The sequence below is a fragment of the Bacillus sp. FSL R5-0416 genome (assembly GCF_037975425.1).
Taxonomy (GTDB): Bacteria; Bacillota; Bacilli; order Bacillales; family Bacillaceae; genus Bacillus; species Bacillus subtilis.
The window spans coordinates 1,266,505-1,282,875 of the sequence record NZ_CP150252.1 but is presented as its reverse complement, the minus strand read 5'-3'; the positions used below and the strand labels follow the sequence as shown (position 1 = coordinate 1,282,875).

Annotated in this window: 18 protein-coding genes and 2 pseudogenes; 6 read left to right on the top strand and 14 right to left on the bottom strand. The window is 40.4% G+C overall.

Features of this window, described 5'->3' with window-relative positions; translation table 11 throughout:
* The first annotated feature begins 10 nt into the window (after positions 1–10).
* The 4 genes and pseudogenes from NYE20_RS06840 to NYE20_RS06825 all read left to right on the top strand — a co-directional run bounded on the left by NYE20_RS06840 (position 11) and on the right by NYE20_RS06825 (position 1,716).
* Complete coding sequence (locus tag NYE20_RS06840; protein WP_070548821.1) at positions 11–301, top strand: contact-dependent growth inhibition system immunity protein; 291 nt, start codon at positions 11–13, stop codon at positions 299–301.
* Positions 302–393: 92 nt separating this feature from the next.
* A pseudogene (locus NYE20_RS06835) lies at positions 394–586 on the top strand (hypothetical protein); the annotation flags it as partial.
* 53 nt (positions 587–639) lie between these two features.
* Positions 640–943: pseudogene (locus tag NYE20_RS06830) on the top strand (contact-dependent growth inhibition system immunity protein).
* Positions 944–1,371: 428 nt separating this feature from the next.
* Positions 1,372–1,716: a YolD-like family protein gene (locus NYE20_RS06825; protein WP_161621508.1), complete on the top strand. Its 345-nt coding sequence runs from the start codon at positions 1,372–1,374 to the stop codon at positions 1,714–1,716.
* A gap of 363 nt (positions 1,717–2,079) precedes the next feature.
* Here NYE20_RS06825 and NYE20_RS06820 read toward each other — a convergent pair whose 3' ends face one another.
* From NYE20_RS06820 to NYE20_RS06805, 4 genes are all read right to left on the bottom strand, one after another.
* Complete coding sequence (locus NYE20_RS06820) at positions 2,080–3,096, bottom strand: hypothetical protein (protein WP_161621507.1); 1,017 nt, start codon at positions 3,094–3,096, stop codon at positions 2,080–2,082.
* 88 nt (positions 3,097–3,184) lie between these two features.
* Positions 3,185–3,412 (bottom strand): helix-turn-helix domain-containing protein, encoded by a 228-nt coding sequence (locus tag NYE20_RS06815; protein ID WP_161621506.1) that lies wholly within the window; start codon positions 3,410–3,412, stop codon positions 3,185–3,187.
* Positions 3,390–3,599 carry a hypothetical protein gene (locus NYE20_RS06810; protein ID WP_202629483.1) on the bottom strand — a complete coding sequence of 70 codons (210 nt, stop codon included), beginning with the start codon at positions 3,597–3,599 and terminating at the stop codon, positions 3,390–3,392. The genes NYE20_RS06815 and NYE20_RS06810 overlap by 23 nt, the downstream gene beginning before the upstream one ends.
* 60 nt (positions 3,600–3,659) lie before the next feature.
* Positions 3,660–3,803 carry a hypothetical protein gene (locus tag NYE20_RS06805; RefSeq protein WP_015715414.1) on the bottom strand — a complete coding sequence of 48 codons (144 nt, stop codon included), beginning with the start codon at positions 3,801–3,803 and terminating at the stop codon, positions 3,660–3,662.
* Positions 3,804–4,174: 371 nt separating this feature from the next.
* Here NYE20_RS06805 and NYE20_RS06800 point away from each other — a divergent pair, with 371 nt between their 5' ends.
* Together NYE20_RS06800 and NYE20_RS06795 are read left to right on the top strand one after the other, a co-directional pair.
* Positions 4,175–4,375, top strand: coding sequence for a hypothetical protein (locus tag NYE20_RS06800; RefSeq protein WP_015715692.1), 201 nt, complete (start codon positions 4,175–4,177; stop codon positions 4,373–4,375).
* 128 nt (positions 4,376–4,503) lie between these two features.
* The gene (locus NYE20_RS06795; RefSeq protein WP_161621505.1) at positions 4,504–5,019 is read left to right on the top strand and encodes a hypothetical protein; all 516 of its coding nucleotides are present in this window, start codon (positions 4,504–4,506) and stop codon (positions 5,017–5,019) included.
* A gap of 46 nt (positions 5,020–5,065) precedes the next feature.
* On the opposite strand, the gene NYE20_RS06790 is transcribed toward NYE20_RS06795, so the two are convergent.
* From NYE20_RS06790 to NYE20_RS06745, 10 genes are all read right to left on the bottom strand, one after another.
* The gene (locus tag NYE20_RS06790) at positions 5,066–5,884 is read right to left on the bottom strand and encodes an N-acetylmuramoyl-L-alanine amidase (RefSeq protein ID WP_161621504.1); all 819 of its coding nucleotides are present in this window, start codon (positions 5,882–5,884) and stop codon (positions 5,066–5,068) included.
* Positions 5,885–5,936: 52 nt separating this feature from the next.
* Positions 5,937–6,200 (bottom strand): phage holin, encoded by a 264-nt coding sequence (locus NYE20_RS06785; RefSeq protein ID WP_072566752.1) that lies wholly within the window; start codon positions 6,198–6,200, stop codon positions 5,937–5,939.
* A 15-nt stretch (positions 6,201–6,215) separates the two neighbouring features.
* Complete coding sequence (locus tag NYE20_RS06780) at positions 6,216–6,485, bottom strand: hemolysin XhlA family protein (protein ID WP_161621795.1); 270 nt, start codon at positions 6,483–6,485, stop codon at positions 6,216–6,218.
* A 72-nt stretch (positions 6,486–6,557) separates the two neighbouring features.
* Complete coding sequence (locus NYE20_RS06775; RefSeq protein WP_161621503.1) at positions 6,558–6,785, bottom strand: hypothetical protein; 228 nt, start codon at positions 6,783–6,785, stop codon at positions 6,558–6,560.
* Positions 6,786–6,798: 13 nt separating this feature from the next.
* Positions 6,799–6,966, bottom strand: a complete 168-nt coding sequence (locus tag NYE20_RS06770) for an XkdX family protein (RefSeq protein ID WP_161621502.1) — start codon at positions 6,964–6,966, stop codon at positions 6,799–6,801.
* Between the two features lie 18 nt (positions 6,967–6,984).
* Positions 6,985–7,116: a hypothetical protein gene (locus tag NYE20_RS06765; RefSeq protein ID WP_277814725.1), complete on the bottom strand. Its 132-nt coding sequence runs from the start codon at positions 7,114–7,116 to the stop codon at positions 6,985–6,987.
* A complete protein-coding gene (locus tag NYE20_RS06760) occupies positions 7,106–7,483 on the bottom strand; it encodes a hypothetical protein (protein WP_161621501.1) in 378 nt (125 codons plus the stop codon). Before NYE20_RS06760 ends, NYE20_RS06765 begins: the two co-directional genes overlap by 11 nt.
* A 14-nt stretch (positions 7,484–7,497) precedes the next feature.
* Complete coding sequence (locus NYE20_RS06755; RefSeq protein ID WP_161621500.1) at positions 7,498–10,878, bottom strand: phage tail spike protein; 3,381 nt, start codon at positions 10,876–10,878, stop codon at positions 7,498–7,500.
* Between the two features lie 12 nt (positions 10,879–10,890).
* Positions 10,891–11,655: a distal tail protein Dit gene (locus NYE20_RS06750; RefSeq protein WP_061187166.1), complete on the bottom strand. Its 765-nt coding sequence runs from the start codon at positions 11,653–11,655 to the stop codon at positions 10,891–10,893.
* On the bottom strand, positions 11,652–16,367 hold the full coding sequence (locus NYE20_RS06745; RefSeq protein WP_161621499.1) for a hypothetical protein: 4,716 nt from the start codon (positions 16,365–16,367) through the stop codon (positions 11,652–11,654). The genes NYE20_RS06750 and NYE20_RS06745 overlap by 4 nt, the downstream gene beginning before the upstream one ends.
* Between the last annotated feature and the right edge of the window lie 4 nt (positions 16,368–16,371).

Below are 16,371 nucleotides of genomic sequence, written 5' to 3'. Positions count from 1 at the left end.
AGGAAGTATCATGGATGAAAGTTATGATTTCTTGGACGAATTAGAAAATTTTTTAGGTGCAACATTTCATCAAGATATCAGATCCCCTGAACACGCATTAGACGAATTTATTGAGGAAATTAGTAAAGAAGGTTTGCTATTTACAGTTAAGTTTTGCGAAGAGTTTCTAAATAGCGATCTAACTAAAGAAAAAAAGGAAGACATTATAAAGTGTAATGCAGAAATATATTTCCCGACAATTGGATTACCACCTATAGAATGGTTGAAAAGTGTAATAGAAAAACTAAAAGAAGCTATTTAAAAGAAACACTGAAAGGCCCCCATTTTAAGAGGGCCTTTTTATATTACTTCAATTTCGCTTTTGTAGCTGGTTCATAATAGCCATCGATACCTGAAGAAAATACAATTAGCTATCTAGAAAATTGTAATAAAGAAGATTTATATTGGATCAGTGAAGTATTTGAAGATTTAGCTAAAAGTTTACAAAGTAAAGAACTTATTAATTGTTTAAGAAAAATTAGATGAAAAATACCCTGACTTAGAAATGACAAATGATATTGATATAACAGAAAGTTATATAGAATAAGATACGCACCATTTCTCAGATTTGAAGTTAACTTTTCTTGGTGGTGATAAGTAATGATTGAAATCGAAATATCTGAACCTGTATTTCAATTTCTAGGAGGTATATTTCATCAAGATATAGAAGCTCCAGAGTCAGCACTGGACGAATACTTAGAAGAGATTTCAAAAGAAGAGCAAGAAACTGATATAGCTGCATTGAAAGATTTTTTTAACAGCGATTATTCGGATGAAGAAAAGAATGATTTTATCGATGAAGCTGCTGACGGAGTGGACGTTCTTAGTTACGGCGTATCTCCAATCATATGGCTCGAACAAGTTATTTTAAAAAATCGAAAAGAATATTGAAACTTTAACCTAGCATAGAAACAGAGCTGATTTTGAATTCACTTCAAAATCAGCTTAAAAAAACTTTCGTCCCCAATTCGTCCCCAACTCGATGAATGATGACAAAATCAATTAATAAGCAAAGTAAAAAACCCTTGCTGCGCAAGGGTTTAAGCTATGATTCCGACTGGGCTCGAACCAGCGACCTCTACCCTGTCAAGGTAGTGATTACCTTCTGAGCTGTTATTTTTATTCCTGACAAATACTTATACCCCAAGGGATTTCAAAATAGATGTCTGATCCCTTCTGAATAAAAATATTAATTGTTGGCAGGTTTGGGCAACAACTCGCCAACAATTTCCCATTTAAAACCAATGAGTAGAATTCACAGGCTTACCAATATTTTCTCCATTGATTAAAGAACGTTTGTTCGCATATAATTTATTCAAGGAGATGATCGGAATGAGTCAAGGAATTTACGACAAGAGATGGGAACAAAAATTCATATTACCTGAGCAAAGGGCTGCCCTTTTAAACAGAAAGAGAGAAGTTCAGAAAATCGAAAAACCCATTCTCGATGAATACCAGCTGGAGGAGATGGCACGCACTATTTGCGAAGCGATGGAATTCAACTCGGTTCTGATCATCAGTATATACAGAGACGGCTTTATTGAAGATGTAACAGGGCATGTGCATTACATAAACGAAGTGAAACAGAAGCTCCATGTAAAGGATTTAAAAGGTGATATGTGGTTTATTGCATTTGATTCTCTTTTATCCGTTGGGGCATATGAAGTTGGAAGATGATCCAATGACTGATTTTGAGTGGCATAAAAAGTCTTCAAATAAAAGTTGCAAAAAACTGTTGACAATGATATCATAATATTGTATAGCATAAACAAAATTCAACTAAGGAAGTGACCAATGGTGAAAGAAGTATTAATATTAAACCCAATATTAAGGAAAACATTTCATGCACTTTCGTTAATTGGTACCTTTATGCTTGTATTTGGGGGTCTTTATCTATTTCAAAAATACACCATTGGTCTATTATTATCTCTAAACGAGTTAAAGATACTAAAATTTCCTATTCACATATTAATATATACCTTTACTACACTTTTATTTATGAAGCGTTATGTAAGGATATCAACTCCATACCAGTAATTTTTAATCTTCCTTAGAGTCTTTTTTAGGAAGATTTTTTGTTTCTTCAGGAAGTTGCAACTTTAAACTTTCAATAGTTCGTATTAGGTCTAACTCTTTTAATTTATGAGAATCTTTTTGTTTCCTCAATTTTAAAATTTTCTCAATTAGTCCTTGTGAAGATGCTTCCACTTCTGTCTTTTCTTTTGTGAATGATCCCTTAATTGTGCCTCCAACAACAAAAGTTAATACAATTCCTATACCAAAAATAGCCCAAGGAACATCATTGGAAATAAATTCAATCACGCCAGGTGACTGAACTCTTAACTTTAAATCAATATCACTTTTATTAAAATCCACATTTTCGTCTTGAGGATTTTTAAGAAGTGGTACAATATCTAGGATGTTATTAATGCCGTTTATTAAATCCATAGCTGGAATGTCATTCTCTTGTTTGACTTCTAATACTAAATGGGCAGTACCTTTTTTAATATAAAAAGAATGCAGTGTTCTATCTATTACTTCTGCGTATTCTGTTGCATTACTAATAGTAAGGTGTGTATGCATCATTTTATATAAATATGGATCGAGTTCTGCCCTTCTAATAGTTTTTAGCCATTTTACATTTCTTCTTTTTGTAAATGGACATTCCCCTTCTTCAATATCAGTCTCGCTAATATTTTTAATTTCTACATCAGACAAAATAATTCCAAATGATATTCTGGTTGAGTTTGGACTTGGAATCATCACAACATCTCCAGGGGAGAGTTCAAACAAAAATCGTTTTATTTGGCTATAAATTAGTCCGGGTTTTTTATTTTCTGGATATGCTTTTTCAATTTCTTTAATAATTACAGACTTATCAGCTGTTTTAAATTTTTCAATATCATTAAATTCGTCCCATCCAACTGATATAAAATTTTCAAAATAAAATTGTTCATAATACTCTCCGGATTGTGTACGAACTAGCCAATATTTTCGTTTATCGTCTATTTGCACGACAGGTATTTCATATTCTTCAATTAATTCTTCTAAATTCAACAATATCCCCCCAAAAGTTTATAGGGAAATTATATCATATTCTGTAAAGAAAAAGGAATTGTTACTTACATGTCATTGAAAGTACCTATTAATCATACGGCCGGTATTTCTTCCGGCCGGCTTCTAATTCTTTTTTTAGGGCTTGTACATGTCCAAGCAAAAACAATGCGACTGTTCCAACCTTTTTAACCGGCTTGAGCTTTCCGGAAGTCACAAGGGTGCTTAAACGCTGCCGGGTGACTCCAAGCAGCTCCCCCGCTTCCGCTGCAGTCAAAACTTCTTCCTGGATAAACTTAATTTTTTCGCTTTCTTTCATGTCGGTTTTCTCTCCACATCATAATGAATCCTTTTAACAAGGTAATAATAACGGCTGTCATCAATACAGTATGCGCAATCTTTCCAGACATACCCTCATCGGTTAGATCAATTGCAACGATCCCGGCAACCAATATGAGCAAAACGGCAAAGTCACCTGTGCTGTATTGCTTAAAATATTTTTTCATACTATCGTGGACGTGATATAATGTATGAGCAAGGGGATTTCTCCCCTTGTCTCACTAGTATCAGCGCTTCTTGCTTGTCCGGCGGGAGCGCTTTTTCTTTTTCTTGCTATGCTTTTCGCTTTCCTTCTGCCATATGTCGTAGATGTGTTTGATGATGGTCACGATACCAGCGATAGCAAGAATCCAGTTTCTTACCTCGTCCACTTCAGCACCTCCTTTCTATACCTTAATTATACAATATCTGTTGACCGTTGTAAATAGATATCACAAAAAAATTCCTTTGCTTTGATTTTTGGGGATAAGAAATGAAAATATGGATTATTTAAAAAAGCCCAATTCATATGAGTTGGACTTTATTTATCAATTGGATTGGTTATAAATGAGATCAGAAGAAACAAACATGGATCGAACAATTCTTAGAGCAGTTTTATTACACTCCGGCAGGAACTGCGCTTCATATGAATAAGGGAAACGTTGCTTCTTATACCATTAGACATATTACTGATTGCTCAATTTTTATATAACTGTTGGAAACGGTTTTTCCGTCTGCGATAATTAAATAAGAGGTGAAATCAATGAATGGTATAGAGTTTTTAGAGTCCGTGTCTCAACTGGGACAAATAATTTTATTGTTCTCCGGCTACGCCCTTTATTGGAGATTAGGTAAAACAAAAAAAGAACGAAAACTTACAAAATATGAAACTTTTCTCAGGTTCTTTGTAATGTTCGGCATATTTGCATGGGCACTTTCGTTTCTTGCTTTGCATTTATGGTAACAATCTTCTGTCGATATATGACTTATTATGTCAAATTTGCTTAATTCTAAATTAAATTCCCTTTTTCTTGAAAAAATGTATGTTACCATTAAATTGCTTTACCATTTCAAAAAAGGGGGAGTTCACACATGTTGAAAAGATTGTTTTTTCTGGCGTCGGTTTTCTTTCTTGCTATTGCCACAATAGCACCAGCAGCTTCAGCAACAGAATTGAATCCGGAGGACGGTTTAGATGGCTTAACTGAAGAACAAATTGAAAAGTCTGTAGCAGAAGTTGAGTACATCTTTACTAAAATTTTAGTTTTTGACAAAGAGAAGGGGTATACAGTCAATGAGGACGAGCTTGAAAAAGCTCCTTATCCTCCAGGTCAAAAAGAGGGCATGATCGCTTTCGCTAATTATATGAATAAGGAATATAATTATACGGATGTCAAAATCAGTAGTGTTCAAGGTTGTTTAGAAGATGCACTTAACTTAAGTAAAGGTGCTTTGAACCAAGTTCAAAAAGCCATTCAAAATGGCGATTGGTTGACTGTTGTAGGATTTCTAGGAACTATAGGTTTAGCAGTTTCCCCACCAGCAGTATTTGCATTCTTCCTACTCTGTGGTGCTCCAGTGGCAAAGATTGCTCCACAAGAAAATTGATAAAATGAATTTTAACCCCCTTCTACAACAGAAGGGGGTTAATTTTTTATAATTTCTCTTCAAGTTTCGCTTTAGTCTTAGGCCCATAAATGCCGTCAGCCTTTAATCCATTCATTAGCTGGAACCGTCTTACGGCATCGGCAGTTTTCGGTCCGTAATAGCTATCGATACCGAAGTTTTTGGCTTTCTTATCCGGATAGAAATGCAACGCAGCCAGCGCTGTTTGGATCTGCTTGACGGCATCGCTGTGCATCAATGGGCTCTTCACTTTGAAAATGCCGGAAGGCAGATTGAAAGATGATTTCTTTTTACTTGAGCTTGGTTTTTTCACTGCCTTGGACGAAGTTGTTTTTCTACTTGATGTTTTGCCGCCAAGCGCTTTTAATTCAGCATCAATCGCCGCTTTGACCTCATTCCAGCGCCCTTCCGATAAGATGCGATGCGGGCAATACTTTCCGCTCCAGTCTTGATGCTTTCGTACACGATCAATACCCCAGCCGCGTTCTTTAAGTAGCTGCGCCACAAACTTTATTGCCAACTTTTCAGCAGCGTAGTATTTAGCGCCTCCCGACTTGCTATAACAAATTTCGACACCAATCGACTTTCGATTCCCTGTACCGTTCGTTCCATCTCCTGTGTGCCATGCATTGCGATCTGTTGGGATGCCCTGCCTTACCTCTTTATCATCAACAGCAAAGTGAAAGCTCGTTGAACTGGTGTTTCCAATCATGTAGCTGACCTCATTAGCAGCAGATGCATCATTGTAAGTGTTATGAATGGTGATGTATTCCGCGGTCATCGGATTAGGACATTTCAAAGCGTATTTTGCTTCTGATACAAGGTTCTTTTTCACTACAATTGTCATGAAAATCTCTCCTATTCTGTTTTTAAATTAGAAAGAGCCGCCAGCTGGCAGCTCATTTTGTAAGATTATTTTGTTTTAAAACCGCTTTTTGCTTGTGTCCTTTGGCAGTCACATAGTTGTTTTTGAACCATGCAGCAAGTGTCGTGCCGATTGTGAAGAGCAGAGAGCCGGCAGTGTACAAAGCATCTGCAAGCTGATTCACTTGTGCATCTGTGATATCCAAAGGCGATTTACCGAACATCAGCATTGTTTGGTTAATCAGCGCAATTAAAAGAAGCACCGTCCGGACGACCGTGCCTTTGTCGAAGTTTTTCATATTGTGTATTCCTCCTTATTTTTGCAAAACGGTATAAAAAATAGCGATTGCTCCCCCTATAACTCCGGTGGAAATCGCTGTAATGATAGCACCCGTGATTGTGCGCTTGATCCAAGTTGTGTTCTCTTCAATTTTGTTGAGCTTTTCGTTTAGCGTCATGATTTGCTGGTCTTGTCGGTCAGATACTCTTTCCAGTGCGGAAACTCGCTGCTCAAGCGCTTTATGCTCACCTTTCATGACTGTTAAATCCTGCTGAAACACATTCACATCCGGTACCTCCGTCAATTGTGACATTAGTACGCCCCCCTTTTATCTATTTCATTCGATTTCACCTCCTTTGAGGCAAAATAAAAACACCTATGCGTTTACAGGTGTGCTTTCTGGTTCGCTTACATTGTCTTGGTCTGATTGTCCTTCATTTAGCTGTTGTGCCAACTCATCTAGTTTCTTTGCTGTAAAGGTATACAGAGCTTTATATTCTGCAAGCTCTCTATTCTTTTGATCCAATTCTTGTTGTAATGAGACAGATTTATAGCTTTCAATCTGCAGCTGTTCCTGAAGTTGCTCTTTCGTCATTTCTTGCATTCTGAACACTCCTTTATACTTGATCAGGATACGCGTCGCCGCGTTCCATCGCAGTAATTTGATCGTATTCTGATTGAGTTATTCTGCCTTTTTCAACAGCTTGTTTCATTTCGATGGTTAAGACAGTCCCGTTTCTCCAACAATCCTCAAAAAACCCGTACAGTGTACTTCGACTTTCCATAGGGCTTCCCTCCGAGTATTACGATTGATTCGCCATTAAGACATTGCATACACGTTGAAGATCCAATATTTGTTCTTTTAACTGTTCAACTTCAGTTTTTTCTTCTTTTGAAATTGGATTAGGGTTTATAATAATCGGCTCAAGCTTCATTTTTTGCTTCCTCCTCTTCTCTGCACATCAAAATTGTGCCTTCTCTTGTACCGTCCGGCGATACCCTTACTGATACCGGGAAATGAATAAGCTGATCAGAGCCGTAATAATCGCAGAACGTAGTTCCGTCCAGATAGCATTTACAAAGGCTCCAGGAAACAATTTTTGTTTCTTTGTTCATATGCATATACAGAGTGTATTCCACCGGAAAAGTATCATCTGGCGTTAAATCGAAACTAACCGCTTCCAATGGATAGACTTCTCCTTTGTGTCGTAGCTCGCCCGCAGAAATTTCTATTCCTGTATCCGTTTCTTTGATTTCAGATGTGAAAAACCATGAGTTATTTTGGTATCTGTATTCAATCATTTTTATTCCTTCCTTTATGTTTCCTCGTAGAAAATAACTACTCTGACCGGAAATGTCCTACCAAGAATGGCTGTAGAACTACCTGTACCCCTGACATAACAACGGAAGTTACCGCTTGCTGACTGTGTTGTTATCGTTGCATGGACATGATCAGAATAAGATCCGTAAACCGTAGGCACAATCAGAAATACATTTTCGGAATCGTATGGCGGTGGCACATCAGCATAAGCCGCCGCGTACGCATTGCCAGTGGAAGGCATATACACGTTGAATTGTTGCAGTTTGACGCTCAAATTTGTTTGTAATGCCCCGTGTATGTTAGATATAGAAGAATCAACAAGCGCAGAGATTAATGGTTGATATGAACCGGGATTGTTCCCTGCTCTTATCCTCACTGGGTTTTCTCCTCCGGGCACTAAATCTATGCCGCCTGTTCCTGTCACTTTAAGGTTGATGCCGTTACCGGCTCTTAATTGCATGGCGTTATCGGCGAATATATCTATCTCCGGACCTAGAAGTTGCATAAAGTCCGCATTCCTTGCGTCAATGTTGCTGTATTTTTTATCGGCAGTTCCGCTGGTTCCTGACCAAGCGTTCAACGTTGTTGTACCGCCAATTTTCATTCTTAATTGAGACGACGGGCGCGCGCCTCCCAACACTGTGTCATTACACAAAATGTCCATAGATGCATAACCCGTTTCAGTTTTGTTACTGGTCATTTTTATAGATGCATCTTCAAGATCAAGATTGCGTAAAGGTTTATCAGTTCCACCCTCGCGACTACCCATAATCAGAGATAACTTACTACTTGTTATGTTCATTTCTTCGTATCTATCAAAAGGCGTTGAAGTAGTCGAATAGTTTCTGCGTTGGTAAATCTTATTGCCTTCGATATAAGAAGTATACGCGGTTGATTCATTCAACGGTTCAAAGCGTCCACCCTTGATTAATGACCCCATAATATCAATGGCTTTGATCGTACCTGACGTGATTTTGTCCGCAGACAAACTCCCGATCTTTGCATTGGTGATTGCCCCATCAATAATATGTGCAGTGTCAATAATTGCTGTTTTTAAATGTGCTTTTGTTATGGCTGCATTTTGAATTGCTGCAGTACCTACGGCCGCTTCAGCAATTTTAGCCGATGTGATTGCGGCATCAACTATATTTGCTGAGTTGATGGCTGCATTTTGTATATGAGCAGAACCAATAGCAGCATTAGCAATAAAATCAGATGTAACGGAACCATCTGTTAATAGAACATCAAAAGGGCTGAAGGTGTAATCTTTTTTAACAATGCCCCTTCTGATTTGAAGTTTCCGTATAGAAAAAGATCCAGCTGCAACTACGTCTCCAACGCTACCACCCAGCAACAAATGTATAGTGTCGCTTGATAATGGTGATTCAAAGGACAAATCAACACGCACAAATTGATCGGCGGGATTTTTTGTGAGATCTGAAATGCTTGATGTATTTATCAGGTTATTTTCAGAGCTTGAATTAGTGGATCTGAAATTTAAATAAGTTATGCCAGGTATATCACCGCGTTTTAGCTCAAATGAGATGGTATAAGTCTGACCCTTTACTAAAGAAAGTGTTTTTCTTGGTGATGTACTTATTCCGAATAAGGCGTTATCCGTTTTCGTTTTAGTTGCTGTTAATTCATTGTGCTCGCCGTTTTTCACGACAGATATACCGGCACTATTAAGACCGTTAATGTCGCTTGCTCTTAGCAATGAACCCGGCAAAATATTAGCCTCTGAAAAATCACGAGAGAGCTTATCTGCTGTTACTGCCAAGTCCGCCAATCGGTCTGCTGTTACTGCTCCAAATAAAATATCATCAGTCAGTATTCGATGGGTAGTGGCCGAGAACTCATCTGTAAAATCGCTTGCTGTGCCTCTTGTATTGATTGCTCGAAGACGGTAATACCAAACTTCATTCACACCTGTAAAATGCTCATATCCGCTTGTTTTCCCTCGAAAAATCCTGTTTTCTGTCAGAGGTGTAAACCCTTTAATCTGAGAAGCATAAATTTCATAGGCAGCAATATAACTAGATGGATCATAGTCCCACGTTAAAGTGATATTTTGAAACATCGGCTTTACTTCAACATTTTTAGGTACTGGTGGCTTTTTATCTGGGAAACTGCCGTCAGTGACTTCGGCAACGTCTGGCTTCCTCTCCCAAGTACCTCGATTTTTATCTAGTATATTCTCTATCTGATTAATCCGATCATCACCTTGGAGCACTGATAAAAACTGCCCTATTTCCACAACGCATGTATTATCTGGATCTGTTATGTCATATTCCATTGATATGATACGCTGTGACGTTTCTATCGGAATAGCAAAGTTTCGGTCTATGGCAATTGTCGTATCGCCCAGCTCAACGTGCTCATGCTCATAACCAGGTACATTCTGAAGCAATTGAACTGACAGCTCATAATTCACCTCAGTTTTTGATGCTGTCGTAATGAGATGGTTGTATGTGGCTTTTAAAAGCTCAGCTGGATCAGTGATGTCTTCGTTGTTGTATTGCCCTTCTCTGTGGATTAATTCACCGTTTTTAAGGCGTCCCAGCCTTTTTAATAGATCAGGATCTCCAACCCATTCCTGCCCCAGTGGTTTATCAACAGGATCACCTTTTGATTTCTTCCACTCTACTTCTGAGAAGTCAATAAACCGCGAATAACCGCCCGTCTCTTCCCCGTCATCATCCGTTGAAGCAATAGATGCACCATATCCCCAAAGAGCTGTCAATGGGTAGCTGATGACTGTCCTTTTGATATTCTCTGTATCTTTATCTATCTCAAAGCGTTTCCCGCTGTCTTTTCCTCGTCGTGGCAATATCTTGATAATTCTCTTTGTGATCTTGTTTCCATCAAATTCGATAGAATCTTGAAGCTCGCCGCCCCAGATGTTTATTACTTCAGCGATACATTCTAAAGCTGTTTTCTTATAAAACGTAGTGGAGTTTGTACCGAGTTCAGCACTTACCTCCGCAACCCACCGAGAACGGGCAAGCACGTTGTCTAAAACAAATTGTGCTGTTTTGTCAGTTGGCCGGAAGTCTTTCACGAAGGTTTCTGCCAACTCCATCATGGCAGCTTCACATGTTACTAGAGTGTTGACCTCTGAGTTTTCATCTGTATCATCGAGCTCTTTGATTACAAACAATCGGAGAATGCCGTCTTTATCTCTAAAAATGACTTGATTCTCCTCAAACAAATAGCGCGCATCAGGATGGGAAGCATCTGCTACAAAAGAAAAAGAAGAGCCTTTATTCAGCTCTTCTTTGTATTTGGCATCCCAAAATCTGCACGCTTCTTGTCCGTCGCTGGACAGCACTGTCAGCACTTGATCATCTGGTGAAAGAATATACATGTCAGCCATTAACGGACCCCCTTACAAATAAGCCTCATCGAATTTGATGCTGCTTGCGTGGCTTAACTTCAATTTTGTTGGTACTTTTGGTGGCAGCGTGAACCACTCAGATTGTATTTGCAGAGCAGTCATGATCAATTTACCGCTGCATGTCACTTTTCTCTTTGATGAATCAATAATGAGAGTGTCGCCGGCGATGAAGTTGTAAACAACTTTTATTTTCTTAGAAACAGATCCATCACCATTTAAAATAGCCACTTCATATGAAGTGGCCGCCTCTTTAAAAACGCATTCGATTTTTGGTTCAATCTCCGCATACCCCGGGTTTGTGAAAACCTGTACCCCGGCATTTAGTTCTGATTCCGCAGCCGCTCCATATTTTTTAGGATCAGGGCAGATAAAAGTCAATGTAGCCTGTTGAAAGCCACCCTGCTCCTCGCTTTCAGATACACTCTCAAATATTGCGTAATAGGTTCTGTCGGGCTCATCATGGAAAACGAGGGGTTTCGGCTCGTCTGTATGGAGAATATAAGTCAGTTCTTCTTGCTTCTTCTTCAATTCCTCTTCACTGCTGAATGCAAAAAGAACGTCTATAGTTATCGTTCTAATTGGTAGTCTGGTGCCACGATAGAAACCGCCTGGACGGTTCCCGATCGTGGCTGTGTTTACCTCTCGGCTCATTACTCCCCGCCCAGTGGTTGATTTCACATAAAAGAAGGGTGAAATATCGATCCCATTGAATGTGATTCTCCACTGGTTGGGCAAAATCTCCTGATAGTTGATCAATTAAATCTCACCCTCCTTGCATTTGATCTTCTTTGTGCGTCTGTTACTGGCTTCTCAACGCCCTGTCCGACTTTCTTACTGTCCATTTCCACAATGATAGTTTTTTCAGGTAACTCAAGGTTTTTGACATCTGCACTTAGTTCTTTTCTGACAGTGCCGAGATCGCTTCTAGATATGGATGTATCGTACGCAAGATTCATATCTTTCTGCTCGATATACATGGCATCGCTGACAGCAGTCATCGCCCGCTGAACCGTTCCGATACCGTTCTGGATACCAACTGCGATTCCCGCTGGCACCATCACACCGACTTGATCCCTCATTAACCGTGAAGGAGAATGGATCTTCAGCTTTTTCTTGATTGTCTTCTCGATTGTAGAGGCAATAGTGTTGGCTTCCTTCGCAAGCTCGCCTTTCATATTTCTCATTCCGGAAATAATGCCGGCTATCGTGTTATAGCCGATTGCCTTCCCGCTGTTCTTCAGGGAGCCCAACTGCTTCACATTGACAGTGAGCTCGCCAATTTTTCTCATGTAGTCGCTCTTCAGGAGGCTCAGTTCTTTATTGGCAGCTGAACGAAGCTCATTGATTTTCTTGGCAGTCTCATTCTTCAGGCCAGTTAATTCCTGAGCCGCCTGTGTGCTTGCGAGTTTATGCTTCTCTGTCCAAAGTCTTACGTACTCATCTAATTCAGACGAAGTCATGCGGGCAATTGCATTGATCTGATCTGCTGAACCGACTCCCATTTCTTTCAGTTCATCAGCGAATGCCTTTGGTGCCCTGCCTGCGATGCTTGCGATATCGCTGTCAAATTGCTTTAATTTCGCCAGCTGATTTTTAAGGTTTGATGTCAACTTTGAACCGTTAACCTTCTCGCTTGAAACATCGTCAAATAGACCGATTGCGTTGTAAATCGCATTTGTTCGGTCTTGGAGCTCCTTCTTATAGGCATCATTTGCCGCTTTTATGTCTGAGGTTAGTTTGTCATTGATGCTTTTGAATTTGGATAGATATGTGTTATTGGCTGAGAGAATACCTTTGTTGATTTTATCTGCCGCTTTTCTCTCATTCTCTTTTTGCTTCCTGACCTTATCAGCCATTGCTTTTTGAGTTTGATAAATCTCACGCTGTACCTTGATCTGCTGATCAGAAGTCAGTTTGTTCTTCTTGCTGATCTTCTGGAGAGTCTTGACGTATGTGTTACCACTGATTTTCCCTGTATCGTACTTGGCCTCAGCTCGTTTAATCTGATCAGACACCTTTTTGGTGTACGCAAGCTTTGCCTTCGCTTGCTTGCGTTGCTGCTCTTTCAAAAGCTTTTTCTGTTTGTCAGAGGCGTTTTTAGCAGCTTGATAGATTTCACGCTGGATTTTCCGGCTTTGTTCGCTTGTCAGCTTGTTTTGCTTCTGGATTTTCTGCAACGTCTTGATATAAGTGTCAGCGCCCATTTTCTTGGTGTCATATTTAACTTCAGCGTTTTTAATTTTGTTGGTCACTTTCACTTCAGCAGCTTTTTGAGCCGCTTTTGCCGCTCTCGCCGCAGCCGCTTTTACTTTGGCCTGTGACTTATCAATACCGGCTGCCATACCGGTGCCGACGTGATAACCGACCTGATCGCGCATAACCCTTGATGGCGAGTGAATTCCTAGAAGTTTTTTCATGCCGTTAGGGATTGCATTTGCCATTGATTTAATTTTGCTGGCTAATGCCCCCGCCATTCCGCTAATACCATTTATCAGGCCTTGGATAATATTGCGGCCAATGGTTTTCAGGTTGATGCCTTTGAAAAACTTCATCACGCTATTCCAGATACTCACTATCTTTTCTCGGGTTGCAATTATGCGATTTGCGATCTGATTTTTCATGTAGAGGAACGCATTTGACGCCGCTGATTTTATCCCATTCCAGATGGATTGAACCTTACTCTTGATTGCATTCCAAGTGCTAAGGATTTTTTCACGTGTCGCCAAAATCCGGTTTGCTATTTGGTTCTTCATGTACAAAAAAGCGTTGGATGCTGCAGATTTTAGTGCATTCCATATCGCAGACACTTTGCTTTTTATGGCGTTCCATACACTGAGTATTTTTTCTCTAGTAGCCAGAATTCTGTTTGCAATCTGGTTTTTCATATAGAGAAACGCTGTTGAAGCCGCATTTTTCAAACCATTCCAGATGTTTGTGACGGTGTTTTTGATTCCGTTCCAAACTTTTGAAGCAAATGATTTTACGGCATTCCAGACGGTCATGACGATCTTTTTTTGCAACTCGAAATTTGCCTTTATAAGGGTAACAAGAGCTGACCATACTTTCGAAGCCGCATTCTTAATCCCTGTCCAAGCAGATGAAAGCCATTTAGAAACAACGCCCCAGACTTTGATTGTATAAGCCTTGATCTTATCCCAGTTCGCAATGATGAGCACAACCAAAGCCACTACAGCCGCTGTGATCCATCCAATAGGACCCATAGCAATGACCCAAGATGCTGCCATTCTCGCCGCGTTTGCAGCCGCCTGAGCCGCAAGGATCACAAGGCGTTTACCGAAGGCGATCATTTGAGTTATTCCAGCTGCCAACATAGATGCAAATGAACTGATTTGCGCTGCCGTCCACGCCGCAGCCATACGTGCCGCTTGTGCCACAGACTGAGCAGCCATGAGAACCATCTGTTTGATCCAAAGTCCCATCTGCACTATCCCAGCTCTAAGGGAAGTTACAAAAGAGCTTATTTTTATGATTGTCCATGCTGTTGCCGTTCGTGTTGCCTGAGCAATCGACTGCGCCGCCATAACAGTCATATTCTTGATCCACAAACCCATTTGAACGATGCCGCTCTTTAGGGAAGATACAAGAGCAGATATTTTCATCGCTGTCCAAGATGCTGCCATCTTTACTGCATTTGCTGTGGATGCTGCAGCCGCGGCCGTGTATCTGGCAATGAATCGTCCTACTTCTAAAATGGCTGTTTTTAATTGAGTCACAAGTCCAGCTAGCTTTATCCCTGCAGCCGTATCTTTAAAGGTTCTTAGGTATTGTGCCGCATCCCTAAAATCTTTAAGTCCATTTGTAACAGCACTCACAGCTACCATAGCAGGAACTATAGCTCTCAATGCTCCCACTAATGAAATTCCAACAGCGATAAACTGACCAATTGCAGGATTTGCTTGCATCGCTGCATTAGTGAATTTCAAGAAACTATTTACTGTTTGTAAAATGGTTTGTCCTAACGGAGCCATACCAACAAGCAAATTGATGATTGTTTTGGCGATTTCACCAATCGTACTCCAAACAGTCGGACCGTTCGTTTTAATGTAGTCAATAAACGACTGAAATTCTTTCGTTTTCGTGACGCTGCCGGCCCATTCATTAAACCTTTTAGTCATGTTGACAAGGGATGTCATCATGTCTTGAGACATTGGAGTAAAACCGGTGAATAACTTAGTCAAGCCGCCCGATAAGTTCCGGATAATCTGCAGCAATTTAGGACCGTTCGTTTTGACATATTCAATAAACGTTTGGAACTTCTCAGATGAACCTAAATTGGCTGACCACTTCACCCATGAAGCTGTGGCCTTTTCCAAACTGGCCGACATGTCGTTCCCAAGAGGTCCAAAAGCAACAATCAAATTCATAACTGTTCTGAGGACATTGCCGGCTATTTTCCCAAACGTAACGAAAGCCTGACCAGCATTTTTGTTCATGTAATCTATAAAGCGCCGCATGTCAGTATCTTTAAACGCCGCATTCATGCTTTTAGCTAATGTAACGCCACCATTTGCCACGCTTTTGAACATAGGTCTTAAACTATTCAGAACGCCTTTGAACGTCGTCAGCGAGCTCGTGAACGTTTTTAAAATTGGTTTCTGCACAGATTGAGCGATGCTCTGCCAATTTGCTTTAAAATCTTCTAAAGTATCAAGGGCCTTCTTCTCTTCTTTTCCAAGAGATTGCTGAATGACCTTGATCTTCTCCATGATTTTTGCGCGTTCCTTGGCGTCAGTGGTTTCATCCAATTTTTCTTGAAGCTTTTTCAAGTCCTCAGATGCTTTAAATACACCGCTTAATGAAGAAACCGCCAGCGCCCCGAATGAAGCCGCTCCTGTTCCTGCTACTGCAAAAGCACTCCCTAGCCCCATAACTCCACCAGCTGCCACACCAAGCATCGGACCTAGTGAACCTATAGCGCCAGTAATGCTGGCAAGAACTGGAGAAATTGCTGGCAATGCAGATGTGAAAGCCCCCGCAAGTGAATGGCCTATGACAGTAGAAACGGAGTTAGTGATTTTCGCCAGACGATTCATAGAGTTTTCGAAACGATCCGTACGGGCTTCAATGAAAATCCATACTCTGTTTGGTAAGGATCTCGTCTCAGTTTGTGCAGTAGCGACTGCGCGAGTTAAATCCGAAGTATCCCCGTTAATGTTGGTTGTAACCCTGTTGGGCAATGATGCAAGTTCTGTTCGCGCCGCCGATACTGCTCTTTGTACGTCGTCAGAGTCTGCGTCTAAATCGACTCGGGTTCTCTGATGCCGATGAATAAAGTTGTCGATCTGCTGCTCTGCTTGTCTGACTCGCGCTTGGAAGCTTGCGGTTTCTGCTTCAACTTCAACAGTATGGGTATCAGCCATTCGCCGCATCATGTCGTTGACCCGATCCATGCTTCTGTTGAATCTCTGCGTCTGAGCTTCTACAACAGCAGTAAGCCTCTCGATCATGCCC